This window comes from Aquimarina sp. AU119 (assembly GCF_900312735.1).
GTDB lineage: Bacteria > Bacteroidota > Bacteroidia > Flavobacteriales > Flavobacteriaceae > Aquimarina > Aquimarina algiphila.
Map to the genome: position 1 here is coordinate 201,480 of NZ_OMPF01000016.1, position 19,509 is coordinate 220,988.

The 19,509-nt window shown below is 32.6% G+C and carries 15 protein-coding genes; 12 read left to right on the forward strand and 3 right to left on the reverse strand.

Annotation, left to right across the window (positions count from 1 at the left end):
• Positions 1-30 precede the first annotated feature (30 nt).
• From DK442_RS15645 to DK442_RS15675, 7 genes are all read left to right on the forward strand, one after another.
• Positions 31-1,398 carry a glucoamylase family protein gene (locus DK442_RS15645; protein WP_109436833.1) on the forward strand — a complete coding sequence of 456 codons (1,368 nt, stop codon included), beginning with the start codon at positions 31-33 and terminating at the stop codon, positions 1,396-1,398.
• The gene (locus tag DK442_RS15650; RefSeq protein WP_109437012.1) at positions 1,388-2,188 is read left to right on the forward strand and encodes an alpha/beta hydrolase-fold protein; all 801 of its coding nucleotides are present in this window, start codon (positions 1,388-1,390) and stop codon (positions 2,186-2,188) included. Before DK442_RS15645 ends, DK442_RS15650 begins: the two co-directional genes overlap by 11 nt.
• Positions 2,185-4,449 carry a beta-glucosidase BglX gene (gene bglX / locus DK442_RS15655; protein ID WP_109436834.1) on the forward strand — a complete coding sequence of 755 codons (2,265 nt, stop codon included), beginning with the start codon at positions 2,185-2,187 and terminating at the stop codon, positions 4,447-4,449. The genes DK442_RS15650 and bglX overlap by 4 nt, the downstream gene beginning before the upstream one ends.
• A complete protein-coding gene (locus DK442_RS15660) occupies positions 4,449-6,095 on the forward strand; it encodes a sulfatase (protein ID WP_109436835.1) in 1,647 nt (548 codons plus the stop codon). The genes bglX and DK442_RS15660 overlap by 1 nt, the downstream gene beginning before the upstream one ends.
• Before the next feature lie 2 nt (positions 6,096-6,097).
• Complete coding sequence (locus DK442_RS15665) at positions 6,098-6,940, forward strand: endonuclease/exonuclease/phosphatase family protein (protein ID WP_109436836.1); 843 nt, start codon at positions 6,098-6,100, stop codon at positions 6,938-6,940.
• 221 nt (positions 6,941-7,161) lie between these two features.
• The gene (locus DK442_RS15670) at positions 7,162-9,366 is read left to right on the forward strand and encodes a PAS domain-containing sensor histidine kinase (RefSeq protein WP_109436837.1); all 2,205 of its coding nucleotides are present in this window, start codon (positions 7,162-7,164) and stop codon (positions 9,364-9,366) included.
• The gene (locus DK442_RS15675) at positions 9,363-9,755 is read left to right on the forward strand and encodes a response regulator (RefSeq protein ID WP_200825117.1); all 393 of its coding nucleotides are present in this window, start codon (positions 9,363-9,365) and stop codon (positions 9,753-9,755) included. Before DK442_RS15670 ends, DK442_RS15675 begins: the two co-directional genes overlap by 4 nt.
• A gap of 22 nt (positions 9,756-9,777) precedes the next feature.
• Here DK442_RS15675 and DK442_RS15680 read toward each other — a convergent pair whose 3' ends face one another.
• From DK442_RS15680 to DK442_RS15690, 3 genes are all read right to left on the reverse strand, one after another.
• Positions 9,778-10,887, reverse strand: a complete 1,110-nt coding sequence (locus DK442_RS15680) for a DEAD/DEAH box helicase (RefSeq protein ID WP_109436839.1) — start codon at positions 10,885-10,887, stop codon at positions 9,778-9,780.
• An 86-nt stretch (positions 10,888-10,973) separates the two neighbouring features.
• Positions 10,974-11,354: a hypothetical protein gene (locus DK442_RS15685; protein WP_160114212.1), complete on the reverse strand. Its 381-nt coding sequence runs from the start codon at positions 11,352-11,354 to the stop codon at positions 10,974-10,976.
• 220 nt (positions 11,355-11,574) lie between these two features.
• Complete coding sequence (locus tag DK442_RS15690) at positions 11,575-12,465, reverse strand: DUF72 domain-containing protein (protein WP_109436841.1); 891 nt, start codon at positions 12,463-12,465, stop codon at positions 11,575-11,577.
• 90 nt (positions 12,466-12,555) lie between these two features.
• Here DK442_RS15690 and DK442_RS15695 point away from each other — a divergent pair, with 90 nt between their 5' ends.
• The 5 genes from DK442_RS15695 (at position 12,556) to DK442_RS15715 (ending at position 19,455) form a co-directional block, all read left to right on the forward strand.
• A complete protein-coding gene (locus DK442_RS15695; RefSeq protein ID WP_109436842.1) occupies positions 12,556-13,293 on the forward strand; it encodes an outer membrane lipoprotein-sorting protein in 738 nt (245 codons plus the stop codon).
• 75 nt (positions 13,294-13,368) lie between these two features.
• Positions 13,369-16,437 (forward strand): hypothetical protein, encoded by a 3,069-nt coding sequence (locus tag DK442_RS15700; RefSeq protein WP_109436843.1) that lies wholly within the window; start codon positions 13,369-13,371, stop codon positions 16,435-16,437.
• A gap of 206 nt (positions 16,438-16,643) precedes the next feature.
• Positions 16,644-17,048, forward strand: coding sequence for a glyoxalase (locus DK442_RS15705; RefSeq protein ID WP_109436844.1), 405 nt, complete (start codon positions 16,644-16,646; stop codon positions 17,046-17,048).
• 330 nt (positions 17,049-17,378) lie between these two features.
• Complete coding sequence (locus tag DK442_RS15710; protein ID WP_109437013.1) at positions 17,379-18,080, forward strand: response regulator transcription factor; 702 nt, start codon at positions 17,379-17,381, stop codon at positions 18,078-18,080.
• A complete protein-coding gene (locus tag DK442_RS15715) occupies positions 18,070-19,455 on the forward strand; it encodes a HAMP domain-containing sensor histidine kinase (protein WP_109436845.1) in 1,386 nt (461 codons plus the stop codon). Before DK442_RS15710 ends, DK442_RS15715 begins: the two co-directional genes overlap by 11 nt.
• Positions 19,456-19,509: the final 54 nt, after the last annotated feature.

Sequence of the window (19,509 nt, forward strand, 5' to 3'; positions counted from 1 at the left end):
ATAAACATTTATACTAATTAAAATTTATTTATGCGAATCATCATGATAACTGTGATCTTCTTCACTATAATATGTATTGGGTGTAATGATCAAAAAACATCTCAAACTGATACAATATCAACGCCTGAACAAGAAGAAACGATTGAGATACTAACAGACACAGAACTTCTAGACAAAATTCAAAAACAAACGTTTAATTATTTCTGGGAAGGAGCAGAACCTAATTCTGGATTGGCTAGAGAACGTATCCATTTGGATAATATTTATCCTCAAAATGATGAAGATATTATAACAACAGGAGGGTCTGGGTTTGGACTAATGGCTATTTTGATAGGTATTGAACGAAATTATATTACCAGGAATGAAGGTGTATTACATTTTAAAAAAGTAGTTCAATTCTTAGAAAAGGCAGATCGGTTTCATGGTGCATGGCCACATTGGATTAATGGAAAAACCGGTAAAGTAAAGCCTTTTAGTCAGAAAGATAATGGTGGGGATCTCGTAGAAACAGCTTTTCTCATACAAGGCTTGTTAACTGTTTCAGAATATTTTAAAGAAGGCAATGAAAATGAAAAAGAATTAGTTCAAAAAATAGATAAACTTTGGAAAGAAGTAGAATGGGATTGGTACACCAAGAATGGAGAAAGAGTACTGTATTGGCACTGGTCTCCTGATCATGAATGGGAAATGAATTTTCCTGTTGGAGGATATAATGAATGCTTAATAATGTATGTTCTCGCTGCTTCCTCCCCCACTCACTCTATCGATAAAGAAGTATATGAAAAAGGATGGTCACGTAATGGTGATATTGCAAAAGGAACAGTATTTTATGGTTTAGATACAGAGTTAGATCATTATGAACATGATAATGATCCTATTGGTCCTCTTTTTTGGGCGCATTATTCTTATCTTGGATTAAACCCAAAAGGACTAACAGATCAATATGCCGATTATTGGAAATTAAATAAAAATCATGCTAAAATCCATTATAACTATGCTTTAGATAATCCTAATAATTTTGAGGGTTACGGCAAAGATTGCTGGGGACTTACTTCAAGTTATTCGATGAAAGGATATTCTAGTCATCGACCTGGTAGAGACCTTGGAGTGATATCTCCCACTGCAGCTCTATCCTCTTTTCCTTATACTCCAAAAGAGAGTATGCAGTTCTTGAGGTTTATGTATGAAAAGCAAGATAGCCTTATTGGTAAATATGGCCCTTATGATGCTTTCAGTTTACAACATGATTGGTATGTCCCACGATATTTAGCTATTGATCAAGGTCCTATACCTGTGATGATAGAGAATCACAGGACACAATTGTTATGGAACCTCTTTATGAAAAACAACGATGTCAAAAATGGTCTTCAAAAATTGGGATTCAGCTATGGAAACTAAAAAAATAGTATGTTATTTATTTTCAATATTTCTGGTCAGTATAGGAATTGCTCAAAGTGGTAATTCTTATGAAAAAGAAATGCTAATAAAAGGAAAAGATACTCTTCGTTATCGTATTCTGTGGCCTATTGATTTTACTGAAGATAAAGAATATCCGGTAGTTCTATTCTTACATGGAGCTGGTGAACGCGATAATGATAATCAAAAACAATTGGTACATGGAAGTAGATTATTTCTAGATTCAGAATTCAGGGAAAAACATCCATCTATTGTCATTTTTCCTCAGTGCCCCAAAGACGATTATTGGTCCAATATAAGTATTGATAGAACTAAAAAAGGAAGAGAGAAATTCAGTTTTAAATATGGAGAAATACCAAATTCAACACTTGCATTAGTAATTGATTTGATGGATCAAATGGTTAATAAAAATTTCACCAAGAATGATCAGGTATATATTGGAGGATTGTCAATGGGTGGTATGGGAACATTTGAAATGCTATATAGAAGACCAAATATGTTTGCAGCCGCATTTCCAATTTGCGGAGGTGGTGATCCAAATTCAGTTTCAGAATATGCAAATAAAGTTGCTCTTTGGATTTTTCATGGTGCTAGAGATACTGTAGTAGATCCTACCTTTTCTGTAGATATGGTAGAAGCTATTCTAAAAGCTGGCGGTTTTCCTAAATTCAGCCTATACGATTTTGCAAATCACAACAGTTGGGATACTGCTTTTGCTGAACCAGAACTATTGTATTGGCTATTTTCAAATAAAAAAAAGAATAAAGAATGAATTTCCGACACGAAATAAATACAATACTCATTATTGGTCTCACTTTTATAATTCATTCCTGTAGTGATCAAAAAAAACACTCTAAAACAATAAAATCACCCTACACTTCTCAAATAGATTCTTTAATGAGCCTTATGACTTTAGAAGAAAAAATAGGCCAGACAGTGATGTACAGTGGAGGTTGGGATAAGACAGGGCCTAAAGTAAGCGATGATAATATAAAGCATATTCGTGAAGGCAATGTAGGCGCAATGCTTAATGTCTATTCTGCTAAAGGAACAAGAGAGTTACAACAAATTGCCATAGAAGAAACACGTTTAGGCATTCCTTTACTTTTTGGATATGATGTAATTCATGGTCATAGAACCATTTTTCCGATAAATTTAGGTCTGGCAGCAAGTTGGGATCTTAAACAAATTGAAAATAGTGCCAGAATCGCCGCAGAGGAAGCTTCTGCAGAAGGAATTCACTGGACTTTTGCTCCTATGGTGGATATTGCAAGAGATCCTAGATGGGGTCGCATATCTGAAGGTGCTGGAGAGGATACTTATCTGGGAAGTCAGATTGCTAAGGCTTATGTAAAAGGCTTTCAAGGAAATGACCTTGCTGCAAACAATACTATTATTGCTTGTGCCAAACATTTTGCAGGATATGGTGCTGCTCAAGCAGGTAGAGATTATCATACAGTAGATATGAGTGATGGAGAACTATGGAATACCTATTTACCTCCGTTTAAAGCAACTGTAGATTCTGGTGTAGAAACATTTATGACAGCCTTTAATGACTTAAATGGTATTCCCGCTTCCGGAAATCAATCTTTATTTAGAGAAATATTACGAGAGCAATGGAATTTTAAGGGTTTTGTCGTTTCTGATTATACAGCTATTAATGAGTTAATACCCCATGGTTTTGCTAAAAACGAAAAAGATGCTGCTCGCTTAGCTATGAATGCTGGTGTAGATATGGATATGATGGGAAATGTAAATAGATTATATCTAAAAAAATTAATAGAAGAGAATAAAGTAAAAAAAGAAACTGTAGAAGAAGCTTGTCGAAAAATATTAGAAACTAAGTTCAAACTTGGACTTTTTGATGATCCTTATCGATACAGTAATGAAGATCGGGAGAAAGAAGTTATTTATAAAAAAGAATTTCTGGATGCCGCACGAAATGCTGCGGCTGCTTCATCTGTATTATTAAAAAATGATAACAAGACACTACCAATTACTAAGAACAAAACAATCGCCCTTATAGGCCCATTAGCAAAAGATAAGGAAAGTATTATTGGTAATTGGGCAGCCGCAGGAGATCGCTATGGCAAAGCGGTTAGTATCTATGAAGGACTCCTTGAGTATGTTGATGAAAAGAATATATTTTATGCACAAGGTTGTGATATTTTATCAAATGATGAAAATCTATTTAATGAAGCTATAGATGCTGCAAAAAAGGCTGATATTATTGTTATGGTCATGGGAGAACATTATCATATGAGTGGTGAAGCTGCCTCTCGAACAAATATTAAGCTTCCCGGATTACAAACAACATTGATTAAAAAGATTACTGAAGAAGTCCCCAACAAACAAATTGTTCTAATTCTAATGAATGGAAGACCTTTAGATCTTTCTGAAGAACATGTACTAACTGATGCTATATTAGAGACATGGTTTCCGGGGACAATGGGTGGTTTAGGAATTGCCGACATATTATTTGGCACATACAATCCTTCTGGAAAATTACCGGTCACATTTCCTCGAAATGTTGGGCAGATTCCGATGTACTATAATATGAAAAATACTGGTCGTCCTATTAATCCTTCAAATCCAAAAGAAGATTATAAATCTAATTATATTGATGTTTCCAATACTCCTTTATATCCCTTTGGTTATGGACTTAGTTATACCAATTTTGAATATAAAGTTACTTCCTCTGGTAAACAACTTATACCAGGTGAAGAAATAACCATATCAGTAGAAATAAAAAATACAGGAAATTATGATGGATCAGAGATAGCACAACTATACATCCGTGATAAAACCAGAAGTATAACTCCTCCCGTTAAAGAATTAAAAGGGTTTAAAAAGGTTTTTATGAAAAAAGGAGAAAGTACAAACCTAACTTTTACAATCACTACTGAAAATTTAAAATTTTACAATCAACAATTAGACTTCACTTATGAGCCGGGAAGATTTGAGTTTTTTGTTGGAGGAAGTTCTGATTTACCTTTTACACATGAATTTGAATTAATTGAAGAAGACAAATAATGTTAATCAAAAAGTATATCATAGTTATTATAGGTATTAGTTTTTTTTCTTGTCAACAGAAAAAACCTCAACCACTTGAAAAAACTATTGAAACAACTTTACCTAATATTATATTTATTATGTCTGATGATCATGCCAGTCAAGCTATTAGTGCCTATGGCCACCCTATTAGTCAACTAGCGCCTACCCCAAACATTGATAGAATTGCTAGAAATGGTGTTTTATTCGAAAATGCTTTCTGTACCAATTCTATTTGCGGACCTAGCCGAGCAGTCATTCTAACTGGAAAACATAGCCATATCAATGGTTTTAGGCAAAATGGAGAGCTTTTTAATGGAAACCAACCAACTTTACCAAAAATGCTACAAAAATCGGGTTATCAAACTGCTATAGTTGGTAAATGGCACCTTCATGGACATCCACAAGGTTTTGATTACTGGAACATTATTCAGGATCAAGGGAATTATTATAACCCAGATTTTATAAAGAACGGAGATTCTATACAAATTCCAGGATACGCAACAGATATTATTACAAAAGAATCACTATTGTGGTTAAAGACCAAACGAAAAGAAAACAAACCGTTCTTTCTTATGGTACATCACAAAGCTCCTCATAGAAATTGGATGCCAGCATTACGACATTTGAATATATACGATTCGATTCAATTTCCTTTACCTGATACTTATTTCACAACACATAAAAATCAACAAGCGGCCAAAGAACAACTACAAACCATTTATAATGATATGTATGAAGGGCATGATCTTAAGATGTCCGTTACCGAAGGGTCTACAAAATTGGCTCACAACCCCTGGGTTAGTGATTTTAAAAGAATGACCACAGAACAACGAAGAATATGGGATAAAGCTTACATATCTAAAAATAATGCTATGCATCGAGCTCATCTTACGGGCAAAGCTCTTGCAGAATGGAAAGGCCAGAGATATCTACAAGAATATATGAGCACAGTGGCTTCAGTAGATGAAGGTGTTGGTGAACTGTTAGATTATTTGGAACAAAATGACTTAGATAAAAATACTTTAGTCGTTTATACTTCGGATCAGGGGTTTTATCTTGGAGAAAGGGGATGGTTTGATAAACGATTTATGTATGAAGAATCTTTACGAATGCCTTTGTTAATGCAATTCCCGGGAACAATTAAACCAGGAACAAAAAAAGAAACTATGGTTCAGAATCTTGACTTTGCACAAACTTTTCTGGATTTTGCTAATGCCAACCACTTTTCTAATGAAATGCAAGGTCAATCCTTCAAAGGACTAATAGCAGGTAATGTTAAAGAAAAAGATTTTAGAAATATTATTTACTATCACTATTATGACTTTCCGGCATTTCATATGGTAAAAAAACACTATGGAATTCGAACCAAACGTTTTAAGCTCATTCATTTCTATGATGATATAGATACCTGGGAATTTTATGATTTGGAAAAAGATCCAAAAGAATCAAACAACTTAATCAACAATTTAGTTTACAAGGAGACCATTCAAACCATGAAAATTAAACTTGACTCTGTACAAAAAGTATATAGAGTTACTAATAAAGAGTTTGACAAAGCCACTCCAGAAGAAATCAAAAAAGCATATCAGAGCTTTAAAAGACTTAGAGGAAAACCAATACGATAATAATGAATAAGCTACTCTTTACCACTCTAATTGTATTATTATCACAAGTTCTTCGGGCTCAGGATGTATCTCTATTAACGTATAACATCAAATATGATAATCCAAAGGATAGTATAAATAATTGGGAAAACCGAAAAACCTTTTTGATATCACAACTTCGTTTCTATTCACCTGATATCTTTGGCACACAAGAAGCTCTTTTTCATCAATTACAAGATATACAAATAGCACTAAAACAATATCAGTTTTTTGGTTTAGGAAGAAAGCATGGAGATGAAGAAGGTGAACATTGTGCCATTTTTTATAACAGAAACAAAGTACAACTCATATCTCAAAATACGTTTTGGCTTTCGCAAACTCCTAACCGACCTTCTAAAGGATGGGATGCAGCCCTAAACAGAATTTGTACTTATGGGGTTTTTCAGAAAAAAAATTCTAATGACAGATTTATCGTTTTCAATACACATTTTGATCATGTTGGTAAAAAAGCCCGAATAGAAAGTTCTAAGTTAATTCTTAAAAAGATTCAAAAAATTAACACTCAAAAATTACCCATTATTTTAATGGGAGATTTTAATTTGGAAATGAATACCGAAGGTATTCGAATAATTCTAAAAGAATTACAAGACACACATCTGGCAGCAGGTAAGAATGCTTTTGGTCCTGTCGGGACATTTAATGGTTTCCATTTTCACAAACCAGTAACACGAAGAATTGATTATATTTTTTCTGGCAAAGATGATTTTACAATACTAAAGAGTGGAATCTTATCTGATTCTAAAGATTGTCATTATCCTTCAGATCATTTTCCAGTATACACAGAACTACTTTTTAAAAATAACTAAAAGTAGACAAATATTCTTACAGTTTTTAAAAACTAGTATTCTATTATCTATTCATCTAGTTTTTAAATCTTGCAACCAAATAGATTTAGGTTAAAAGTATACATAAAATAATTGAAGACTAAAAGATTACCCAATATTTGCTAAAATTCAAATTTAGAAACAAGGTCTGGCAAAGAATTACAAATCATTTTGTAACTTTAAAATGGAATTAACCAACATTTATGCCTTTTACTCTAGAACAATTTGAAATTTTATCGGAAAAAACATTACTTTTTCTTTTTATTTTAAAGAAAGATGGAAAGATAGTCGCATTCAATAATAGATGCGAAGTATTATTTCCAATGGATAAAAGTGAAATTAAAGGAAAGTACATTACCGATTATATTATCGATGAAGATGTTCCAATATTCAAAGATTCAGTTTGTTGTCTTTCTGACAAAAATCGAATGATTAATGAATCTTTTAGTTTTCCTTCTGGAAAAGATGGTGTTTTATCTTTAAAATTTGATTTTACTCTACACAACAATCTGATATATGCTGCAGGAATTGATACCACAAAAGAATATAAAGAACATCGAGCTTTATTAACCATTTCTAAACTTACTAAAACTGGTGCATGGTATTTTAATCCAAAAAATAATGAAATGTATTGGTCAAAAGGATGTTACCTTATTAAGGAAGCAGACCCGAATATTTCCATGACCAGAGAAAAAGGAGCTAGTTTTTATCCAAAAGATTCTAGAGCCAGAGTCGAAAATTATCTTGATACACTTATTAAAGAAAAGAGACCTTACGAGTATACCGAAAAAATTATTACTGAAAAAGGAAATGAAAAATGGGTAAAAGTAGTTGGTCAACCTGTTATCTATAAAAATGAAGTGATTTTTGTAAACGGTACCATTGCAGATGTCACAGATAGACATAATTATATTGAACGATTAAAATATAGTGAAGAGACCAAACATTTAGCTTTAAAAGGAATACAATCTGGATTATTCGATCATCATATTGCAAAAAATGAAGTTTTTTACAGTATTGATTTCAAAAAAATGCTGGGGTTACCACTAGATCAGGACTTTGTTGCCGAAAAAGAATTTACCAAAATGATACATCCTGATGATTTGAAAGATGCTAATCAAAGACATATCAAAAATCTTAATCAGGAAGGTAATCATTACTATAATCATTACCGTTTAAAACATCTTCAGGGGGGATTTCGACATTACGAAGTTTATGGTTTCTGTAGAAAAAATAAAAAAGGGGAGACTACAAGAATGATTGGTAATTTGATCGATGTGCATCAAAAAAAAATTAATGAACGTACTATTGCAGAAAGTAAAAACAGATTACAGGCAATGGTAAATAATGGATTTGCATATACTGTTTTGCTTAATACCAAAGGTGAGATTTTAATGACAGATGATAAGTCTGTAAAGATTATAGAGAGAGATTTTAAGGTAAATCCTAATAAAGTACAGTCTAGGTTTATTGATGTTATGCCTCTCAATTTTAAAAATTCCTTTGCTCACGAATTTAATGAAGCACTAAAAGGAAATATTGTAAAAAAAGAAATTGAGCGTATTACACACAATGGCAATACGCAATGGTTAGAATCAAAATACACCCCTATTTTGGATCAGGAAAAAACGGTAAATTCTGTTCTCGTTAGTTTTCATGATATTACTGAGCAAAAGCTTGCAGAAATAGCTATTAAAGAATCTCATATAAAAGAACAAGAACTCAATAGCCTGAAATCAAACATATTATCTAATTTTAGTCATGAAATCAGAACGCCTTTAAATGGTATCATGACCGTAAGCAGACTTTTACTTGATGAAGATAAAGCTGAAGAAAGAGAAAAACTATTAGAATACCTGGAAGAAAGTAAAAACAGGCTTCTAAATACCATAAACAACTTATCAAATTTTAGTGAGATTGAAGCTATCAGAAATAATCTCAATCTTCAAGAAGTAGACACCAACTACACCGTAGAAACCTCATTTAGAGAGTATAAACATATGGCAGAAGCAAAAAGACTACTATATCAATTAGAATTAGATCAAGCTTGCCCTCAAATAAATGTTGATGAAGATCTCTTTAGAACTGCCTTAAATAATATCATCCATAATGCAATAAAATACACCAATACTGGAAGTATAATTATAAAGATCAAATCAGAAAAATCAAAAAATAATGTTTATATTTCGATAACTGATACTGGTATTGGAATAGATAAAGAGAATCTAAAAAAGATTTTTGACCCTTTTATGCAAGAAAGTATTGGTCTAAGTCGAAAATATGAAGGGACTGGTATGGGATTAAGTTTGTCAAAACGATATATTGAAATACTGGACGGAAAAATTAAAGTCAAAAGTAAAATAGGTAAGGGTACCGAGTTTAAAATTATAATTCCAAAATGCCTATGAATGTTCTTTACGTAGAAGATAATAAAATAAATGCAATGGTAATGGATAAGATGTTATCCAAAAATGACTCTAATGTTATCATTGCAGAAAATGGTTCGCAAGCACTAAAAGTAGTAAAAGAAGAAAATCTGGATCTTATCTTAGTTGATATCAATCTGGGACTTAATCAAATGGATGGTTGCGAATTATTACAGAGGTTTCGCAAATTGGAAATCCTTAAAAACATACCCGTATTTGCTGTAACCGCTTATGCTATGCCAGGAGATGAGCAACGCTTTATAAATATCGGTTTTGATAATTACTTTTCTAAACCTGTAAATTTTGATAAACTTATATCTGTAATATCAAATATAACATCTTCCTCATTTGATAAAAGACAGACTTCTTAATTTACAACAAAGATTTTTTTAATTATCGAATCTGGCTAAAACGTATTCCTAATTGTTTTTCTAATTCTCGAATAGTCTGCACTTCTGATTTGGTCACTAATGCCAAAGAAATTCCAGTTTTTCCTGCTCGTGCAGTTCTACCGCTTCTATGTGTATAATACTCTGTTTGATCTGGTAATTGATAATGAAGTACAAAAGATAAATTTGCAACATCTATTCCTCTTGCAGCAACATCTGTCGACACCAACAACTGTAATGTTTTCTTTCTAAAAGCTCTCATCACTTTATCTCTATCTTTCTGGGTCATTTCTCCTTCAAGCAAGCCAACTTCATAATTCTTAGCTTTTAATTGTTTGTGAAGCGTTCTTGCAGCAACCTTTGTTCTTGTGAAAATAATACCTCTCCCCTCTTTTTCTGTTTTTAAGAAATAAGTAAGCGTGTCTAACTTATTAATCTCATCTCCTACTACAAATTGATGATGTATACCTTTATTGACTGCATCATCTTTATCTATGCTGACTCTAATAGCGTTTTTATTCACATAAGAATCAATAATTTCATTTAAAGAAGAAGGTATTGTCGCCGAAAAAAGCCAAACGTTCCTATAACCTTTAGTTTGACTTAGAATTGTAGTCAACTCCTTTTTAAACCCCATACTTAACATCTCATCTGCTTCATCCATAACCAGAGTATCTATTTTAGAAATATCTACCGCCTTCCTCTTTATAAGATCGATAAGTCGTCCTGGAGTTGCCACAACAATATGCGTCGGTCTGGTAAGTCTGGATATTTGTCGTTCGATTTTCTCACCACCATAAACAGATTCTGTAAAAATCTTATCTGTATACTTGGTAAACTTAAAAAGTTGTTTTGCTATTTGCTGTCCTAGTTCACGTGTCGGTGCCAGAATTAAAGCCTGGACATGTTTTTTTGAAGGATCTATTTGTGATAATAACGGAATTCCGAAGGCCGCTGTTTTTCCTGTTCCGGTTTGAGCTTTTCCAATAAAATCAGTCTGACGATTCATCAGAACCGGAATTGCTTGTTCTTGAATCTTTGTAGGAATACTAATCCCCATTTCCTTAAGACCTTTGTTAAGGTCTTTGGAGACCCCTAACTCTAAAAATGTCATACATATCTGATTTAAGCTGCAAAAGTAATTTAATATCTTTTCATAATTCAACTTAATCAAAAAATAACGTATTTAAGTCATCTAAACTAACAAGAAATACTCATGAAGTATTCAAAAAGTTGTCTTTTTAAAGTCAAACCTTTTTTATGAAAATGAGATCTATTCATACAAAAACCTCCAGAGCAATTAAAATCTGAGTTCTCTTCAGAAGAAATGATATCTAATAATACCACTTTATGATCATGCACATGAAATTCGTCTTCATGATCATGATTGTGTTCTTGAGAATCAATATTGTCAGAAAAAACTTTCTTTTGAAGTTTCACCGAGTTCAAAACATTTTTTGTTTTTGAAGATAACACCAAATAGTCTGTAGAATGTTCTGCTAATTGCTGACTTTGTACAGTCATAGCAAAGAAACTAAATAAAACAAAAAATAAAGATATAGTACGTAGTTGTTTAGTCATATGGGGCATGATTTTATAATTATTCGCTATTAACTTTCATTTCAAAGTAAATCTATTTCTTAAATAAAAACGGATTTAAACTTTATTTCTCTTTTAATAACATCGGCAAAGTACAAATAAAATCGATGAAATACAAGATATCTTATTTTTTTAACAATCTGATATGCAAAAACTGTACGCTATATCATCTAGATTCAAAATTAGGTATCCTTTTTTACTCCTAAAAAAGAGATAAATCATCAGATAGATGACTTGGTAAACTTAAATCTACATTCAAATGTTCATTTAATTTAGAAATAAAATACTTCGACAATAATGGAGACTCTTTTTCAATATTCTGATGTACAAAAAAATGTATATTAGAAATTCCTTGCTCTTTCCACTCACCAAGTCTTTTAATCCAATCATCAAGTCTTGTATAATCAGTTTCATGGTTTGCTCCTACATATCGTATAAATGCTTCATTATTGGTTAAGCGCATGTGTAACAAATCTCTTCTTCCAGCGGTATCAGTAATAATATTAGCAACGTTATTATTTTCCAGAAGGGTATATAAATCATTTGCTACTACAGTATCATTAAACCAGTCGGTATGCCTAAACTCTACTGCAAGTCGTATTTCTTTAGGCCATTGTTCTATAAACCGAATAACTCTATCAAAATTCTTGGGACCAAAATTACCGTGTAACTGTAAAAATATAGTTCCTAATTTTTCTTTTAAATGAATCACATTAGACAAGTATTGATCTACATAAGGTTGTACATCTTCGTTTAATCTTTTCAAATGTGATATGTTTTGTACAAGTTTGGGGAAAAATTTAAATCCCGCAGGCGTTTTATCGTACCATTTTTTAAATTGTTCTTCAGGAAATATCCTATAAAAAGTAGCATTTAGTTCTATACAATTAAATTGTCTAGAATAATATTCTAACTCATCTTTTGTTCCTCTGGGATAAAAACCTTTCAAATCTTGTCTGTTCCATTTTGCGCAACCAACATGTATAGATAGGTTTCCTGAAGCGGTTTCTTTTAAAATTCTTCCAGTATTCTCATCATCCTCTGGTAAGGTGAAATCAATTGTTTCTGGATATTCTACTTTGCCAAACTGCATATCAATTATTAAAAAAAGATTAATATAAAGTGTAACAAAAATATGATTTGGTTAACTAACTTTATAACAACATCATAAAAACTTACAACAATGAATGCTTTAAAATCAATTTTGGTAGCTTTTGTTTTAGCTATATCATCTTCTTTTTACGCTCAGACAGCTGACGAAATCATAAACAATTATTTTGAAAATACCGGTGGAAAAGAAAACTGGGAAAAGTTAGAAGGTATTGAAATGGTTGGAGTCATGAAAATGCAAAATATGGAAATTCCATTTGAACAAGTAGCAACAAAAAATGGTAAACAAGTAGTTACAATCGAACTTCAAGGTAATAGAATGGTATGGTCTGCTTTTGATGGAGAAACATCATGGGAAAGAAATCAACAAACTATGGAGGCAGAAAAAAGGGATAATGAAGCAACCGAAAATATTAAAAAACAAGTCAAAGATTTCCCAGACCCATTATTAAACTATAAAGAAAAAGGATATACCGTAGAGTTAATTGGCAAAGAAACTATAGATGGTACAGAAACATTTAAAATAAAACTTACTAAAGATCCAATTCTTATCAACGGAGAATCAAAACCTAATATTTCTCATTACTATTTTGACACAGAAAACTTTGTTCCTATAATAATAGAGTCAGAGATCAATGAAGGTCCAATGAAAGGTCAAACTGTAAAGTCTTCTGTTAGTGACTACCAGGAAGTAAACGGAGTATATTTTCCATTTACTATAAGTAATCAATTTCAAACTCTGGGCTTTAAAGAAATTAAGTTAAATCCTGAAGTTGATGCTGCAGTTTTTGCTTTTCCAGAAAAAAAATAATCTACATCTATTATAATCCCCAAAAAATTATTTTTTTGGGGATTTTTTATTCACACTAAACCAATCAAAACAATTATGTATAAAAAAACAATTGTTGCGGCTATTTGTATTCTATATTCAATAAGTATACAATCTCAGGATATTGTCTTAAAAGGAAAAGAGCTTTTTGGCAATTTAGAGGCACGACAAATCGGTCCTGCTCTTATGAGCGGTAGAATAATTGATCTAGAAAATCACCCTACAAATTCTAAAGTACTTTATGCAGGAACTGCAGGTGGTGGTGTTTGGAAATCTGAAAATGCAGGTGCTTCATTTACTTCAGTCTTTGATGACCATGCTCAATCTATTGGTGTGGTTGCCATTGATCCTAATGATCCCGATAAAACTGTATGGGTAGGAACAGGTGAAATCTGGACAAGAAATAGTGTTTCTATCGGTGACGGTTTATATAAATCTTCAGATGGAGGCGCTAACTGGAAAAAGATGGGATTCGAAAATTCAGAACGAATTAGTAGCATCGAGATCAATCCAAAAAATTCGAACGAAGTATATGTTGGTGTCATGGGTGCTCTATGGGGTGATAGCCCAGACAGAGGAGTATATAAGACTACAGACGGCGGAAAAACATGGAATAAGATATTGTATGTTAATGAAAAAACCGGAGTTAATGATCTTATCATGGATCCTAATGATCCAAATACATTGTACGCAGCAATGTGGGAATTTAGGAGAACCGCATGGGGCTTTAACTCTGGAGGACCAGAAAGCGCATTATATAAATCTACAGATGCAGGAAAAACATGGAACAAAATTCATAATGGCTTTCCCAAAGGTGACTTAGGGAGATTTGCGATTGCTATTGCTCCTTCTAACTCCAGAATAGTATTCGCTGTTGTAGAAAGCAAAGAAAATAAAGGTTTGTATAGATCTGATGATGCTGGTGCAAACTGGAAATTACTCAATGGAGATTTTGGACTTGTAGTAAGACCATTCTATTTCTCACGATTAGTAGTGCATCCAAAAAATCCAGATATTCTGGTAAAAGGAGGTTTGTTTGGATCCATATCCAGAGATGGAGGAAAGACTTTCAAAAATCTTGGGGATATGCATGCAGATATACACGATATTGTTTTTGATATTAATAATCCTGATGCTATGTATGTTGGAACCGATGGCGGTGTTTACAGAAGTTGGGATGGTGGTGCTACCTTGGATATGGTAGATAATTTGCCTGTATCCCAATTTTATCATATTAGTGTAGACAATGAAGAACCCTATAATATTTATGGAGGACTACAAGACAATGGTTCATGGTGGGGTCCCTCTTCCTCTCCCGGGGGAATAGAAGCTCGCGATTGGAAACGCGTAGGTGTCGGAGATGGGTTTAGAGTTTTAAAACATCCATCAAAAAACATTATTTATTCTGAGATGCAGGGAGCGCAAAATGTATGGAGATATGATGTGGATAAAAATTACACCAAAAATGTACAACCTCTCCCTATTAAAGGAGAAGTTGATTTACGCTTTAATTGGAACGCTCCAATGGCAGTAAGTAATCATCAACCCGATCGCTTTTACATGGGAAGTCAATTTCTTCATGTAAGCGAAGACATGGGAGATAATTGGAAAAAAATATCCCCAGACCTTACTACAAATGATCCTGCAAAACAGGATAAAGAGTCCGGAGGTATCTCGGTAGACAAATCCGGTGCAGAAACACATACTACAATTTTTACAATTGCAGAATCACCTATAGATCAAAAAATTATTTGGGTAGGAACCGATGATGGTAACGTACAAGTTACGCAAGATGGCGGGGTTACCTGGACCAATACTGTTGCAAATATTCAAGGATTGCCAAAAAACACATGGGTATATCACATCGAAGCCAGCACACATAATAAAGCTACTGCATATGCTGTTTTTGATGGTCACGCATCTGGAGATATGACTACTTATGTGTACAAAACTTCTGATTTTGGAAAAACATGGAAATCCATTGTTACTGATGAAATCATTGGTTTTGCAAGAAATATCCAAGAAGATTATGTCAATGAAGACTTATTATACCTTGGTACCGAGTTTGGATTATTTATTACTATTAATGGTGGTAAAAACTGGTCTCGTTTCACTAATAACATGCCTGCAACAGCAGTTCATTTTATTGATCTACAGAAAAAAACTAATGACCTTGTTTTAGGAACTCATGGTAGAGGTGTTATCATTATAGATGATATTTCTCCCTTAAGGCAGATAAACCAAGAGGTACTTATTAAAGATGTTCATTTTTTTGACACCAAGTCGTTTGCCATAAAAGAAGAAGGCGGTTTTGGAGGAGGAAGCACAGAGCTTCAATTTGTTGGTGATAATCCAAGTGCTTCGGCAAAAATTATTTACTACCTCAAAAAGAGACATACCTTCGGAAAAATGACTCTTTCTATTCAGGATCAAAATGGAAATGAAATCGTTAGTCTTGTTCCCGGTAAAAGTAAAGGAATTAATATTGTAGATTGGAATTTTAGGAAAAAAGCACCAAAGGTCGCAGCAGGAAAGACATTTACTTTTGGAGGATTTACGGCTCCGCGAGCTCCTTCAGGAACCTATAAAGTTATACTTACCAAAGGTAAAAAGCAATATGAAAGCACTATAACGCTACAAAATGATCCTAAATCCTTAATTACAGAAAATGATAGAATTGTACATCGTAAAATAACAAAAGAGTTATTTGATGACATGGAGGATTTAGCATATTTGGTATATAAAATTGATCAAAACATTAAAAAAGCAGAGGGAATTGCTAGAAAGGATCCTGCATCACAAAAAGTTACTTCTGCCGTAATTGCAACATTAAATGCTCTAAAAGAAACTCTGGTAGTTACAACAGGAGATAATTATGTTAACGAAGCAGAACCTCAATTAAGAGAAAAGCTATCAAAATTGTATGGAGAGGTTGCAGATCAATTCGAGAAACCTTCTTTCTCACAAATAGAGAATAAAGAAGTTTTGGAGAAAAGGCTAAATGAAGGTAAAACTGCTTACGAAAAAATTAATAACAAACAAATCGCAAAACTTAACAAATATCTGGAAAAATCAGGAAATACTACTGCCGAAATTTTAGATAAAGAGAAGTTTTTGACTAAATAACATCTATAGTTTTATGATCTATTACACCCCTCCCAGGAGGGGTGTAATGTATATATAAGTTAGCATTAAGATAATATAACACACTTATAAAAAGGGTACATTAGATTTAAATTTAAGCCATTATTGTTTATAACTAGTTTAAAACTCTAATTCAGATCTTGATTTTGAGTACCACAATTAAGTATTTTTAGTAAACCTTCTTTATTATGGAAAACAGGGAATCAAATTTATTGGCAATACGTCCTCAATTATTAAATGCTAAAGTTTCTAAAAACATGTCTAATGATGAGCAGTTTCAGAATAAAACAATTCGGCCTATCATAAAACTACAAGGAGACTTATTAATTGAAGTATTTAAAAATTATATTACAAAAAGAAAAAATACGTTCTACGAATTAACCTTAGAAAAGCGTTTTGATTTCATCGAAAATGCTATTCAAAAGGATATGAAATTCAGGAATAGCCTTAAAGGGATGATTATTGGGCAATTTACAGTAGAAGAATATCTTATTTATATCAAAAATTCTTCGGCTTTAAATAAACGTATGATGAATATTGTAAAAGAACGTTTACATGATAGTGTACAGCTATTAGAATATAAAGTTGCCTGATTACTAAGTAACTTTGTTTTTAAACATTAATTACATTATACATTTCTTGTAAAATTGTTAATTGTGGTAATGCCATATCAAAAAACAAAGCTTTACATATATCTTTAAAGGAATAATAACTATTAACCTATGTTATGTTAAAAAATATTATAAACCTTAAAGGTAGATTCTAATTAAAAGGATAATTCAGTATGTTGTATTAAAAATCATACGGATACTGTTTTAAAATTCTAATACTATTCTAATCTCATTCGCAATGAACCCTGAGGCTTAATTTTTAGCTTTATGATTTTAAAACCCATACTATTCCAAATACTATCGGGCACACACATGGTCAAACGAATATTGGTTATAGAAGATGAACAGAATGTAGCTGCTTTTATTAAGCAAGGATTGTGTGAATCGGGATATGAAGTTTTTTTAGCTTATGAGAGTCTACAAGGTTTGGAACTGTTAAGACAGAAAGAAATAGATTTGCTTATTCTTGATGTTATTTTACCAGGTATGAGCGGGATTTTAATAGCTGAAAAAATCAGGGAACTTGGTTATAAAAATCTACCCATTATAATGCTCACAGCACTAGGAACAACCGAAAATATAGTCAAAGGTCTAGATTCAGGAGCCGACGACTATCTGGTAAAACCTTTTAAATTTAAAGAACTATTGGCCCGTATCCGAGCATTGTCAAGACGACATGAATCTTCAATTGTCATAAATCAAAAATTAACTATACTCGACCTAGAACTTGACAAAGACGCCAAAATAGTAAAAAGATCTGGCGATGAAATCAAATTAACCTCCACAGAATTCCGTTTACTCGAGTTTTTATTAAAAAACAAGAATAGGGTTTTGAGCCGTATCGATATCCTTGAAAATGTATGGGATATTAGCTTTAATCCTGGAACCAATGTCGTTGACGTTTATGTCAATTACCTTAGAAACAAAATAGATAAGGATTGTAAACCAAAACTAATCCATACAGTAATCGGTATGGGATATACTTTGCGTGAGCCTGCTGACAATGAAGATTAGAAATAAAATAACATTAATGTTTGTATTGCTCACTGCCTTATTACTGCTGTCAATATTTTTATTTATCTATTTTTCTGTAAAACATTATACAGAAAATGAATTTTATCTTAGATTAAAGCAAAGGGCATCAATTGCGGCACAGACGTATTTAGAAGAAGATGAATTAAGTACAAATATATACGAAGATATCCGTAAAAAACATTTACAAACCTTACCCAACGAGAAAGAAGATATTTTGAAAGTCGATATGGTTCGAAAAACTTTGGTTTCATCTCCCGAACCCTTATTAAAAATGGAATTCTTTGATGAAGTCTTTGCCTCTGGATATGCAGAGGCCAAAATAGAGAAAAAACATTATACGGCTATTCTTTATAAGGATAATCAGGGAGATTTTATTGTAGTACTTTCTGCAGAAGATCTTTACGGATCTGCAAAAATGCAAAATCTCTTAAGAACACTGTTAACTGGATATGTATTGAGTTTGATCATACTTTTGGTAATTGGGCGCTATTATGCAAAGGAAGTTTTAAAGCCTATTTCTGATATCACAAATCAGGTAAACAGAATAAGGGCAAAAAATCTTCACCTGCGATTGGCCAACGGACATAAAAAAGATGAATTAGGCGAACTATCTAGAACATTCAACAATATGTTGGATAGGCTCGAAACTTCTTTTGAAATGAAAAGCAGTTTTATACATAATGCCTCACATGAACTCAAGAATCCTTTAACGGCTATCATTGGTCAATCAGAGATTGCACTTAACAGTACTAGAACGAAACAAGAATATATTGTTACACTTCAAACCATTGAAAAAGAAGCTTTACGACTTAATGAGCTTATCAATGCTCTTCTTGAACTGGCCCATACCGAATCTGATTCAAAAGGTTTGATTATTGAACATATACGAGCTGATGAACTTATAACCGAATTAAAAACAAGTTTTGACACTTCCATTTCAAACAAAATAAATTGTGATTTTCAATTTTTGCCCAAAAATCCTGATAAGCTCATTTTTCAAGGAAACCACGACCTTATAAAGGTAGCTTTACTAAATATTTTAGACAATGCATTGAAATATTCAAAAAATGCAAAAGTTGACCTTAGTCTTAAGGCAAAGGAGAATTCAATTCTCATCTCTATAAAGGATAAAGGTATCGGCATACCCAAAGATGATGTTAAAAATATTTTTGAACCCTTTTACCGAGGCTCGAATGCAAGGGCTTATGAAGGGTTTGGTTTTGGACTTCCCCTATCCCATAAAATAATACATCTTCACGGTGGAGAGCTAAAAATTCATTCAGAAATAGGACAAGGAACACAAGTCTTAGTACAATTACCTAATGTTGATCAAGGGTTAACGATAGCTCGTTAAAATTTTAATCTCATTCCAATCTCATTCTTATCTTTTTTTAATGTCTCGAGATTA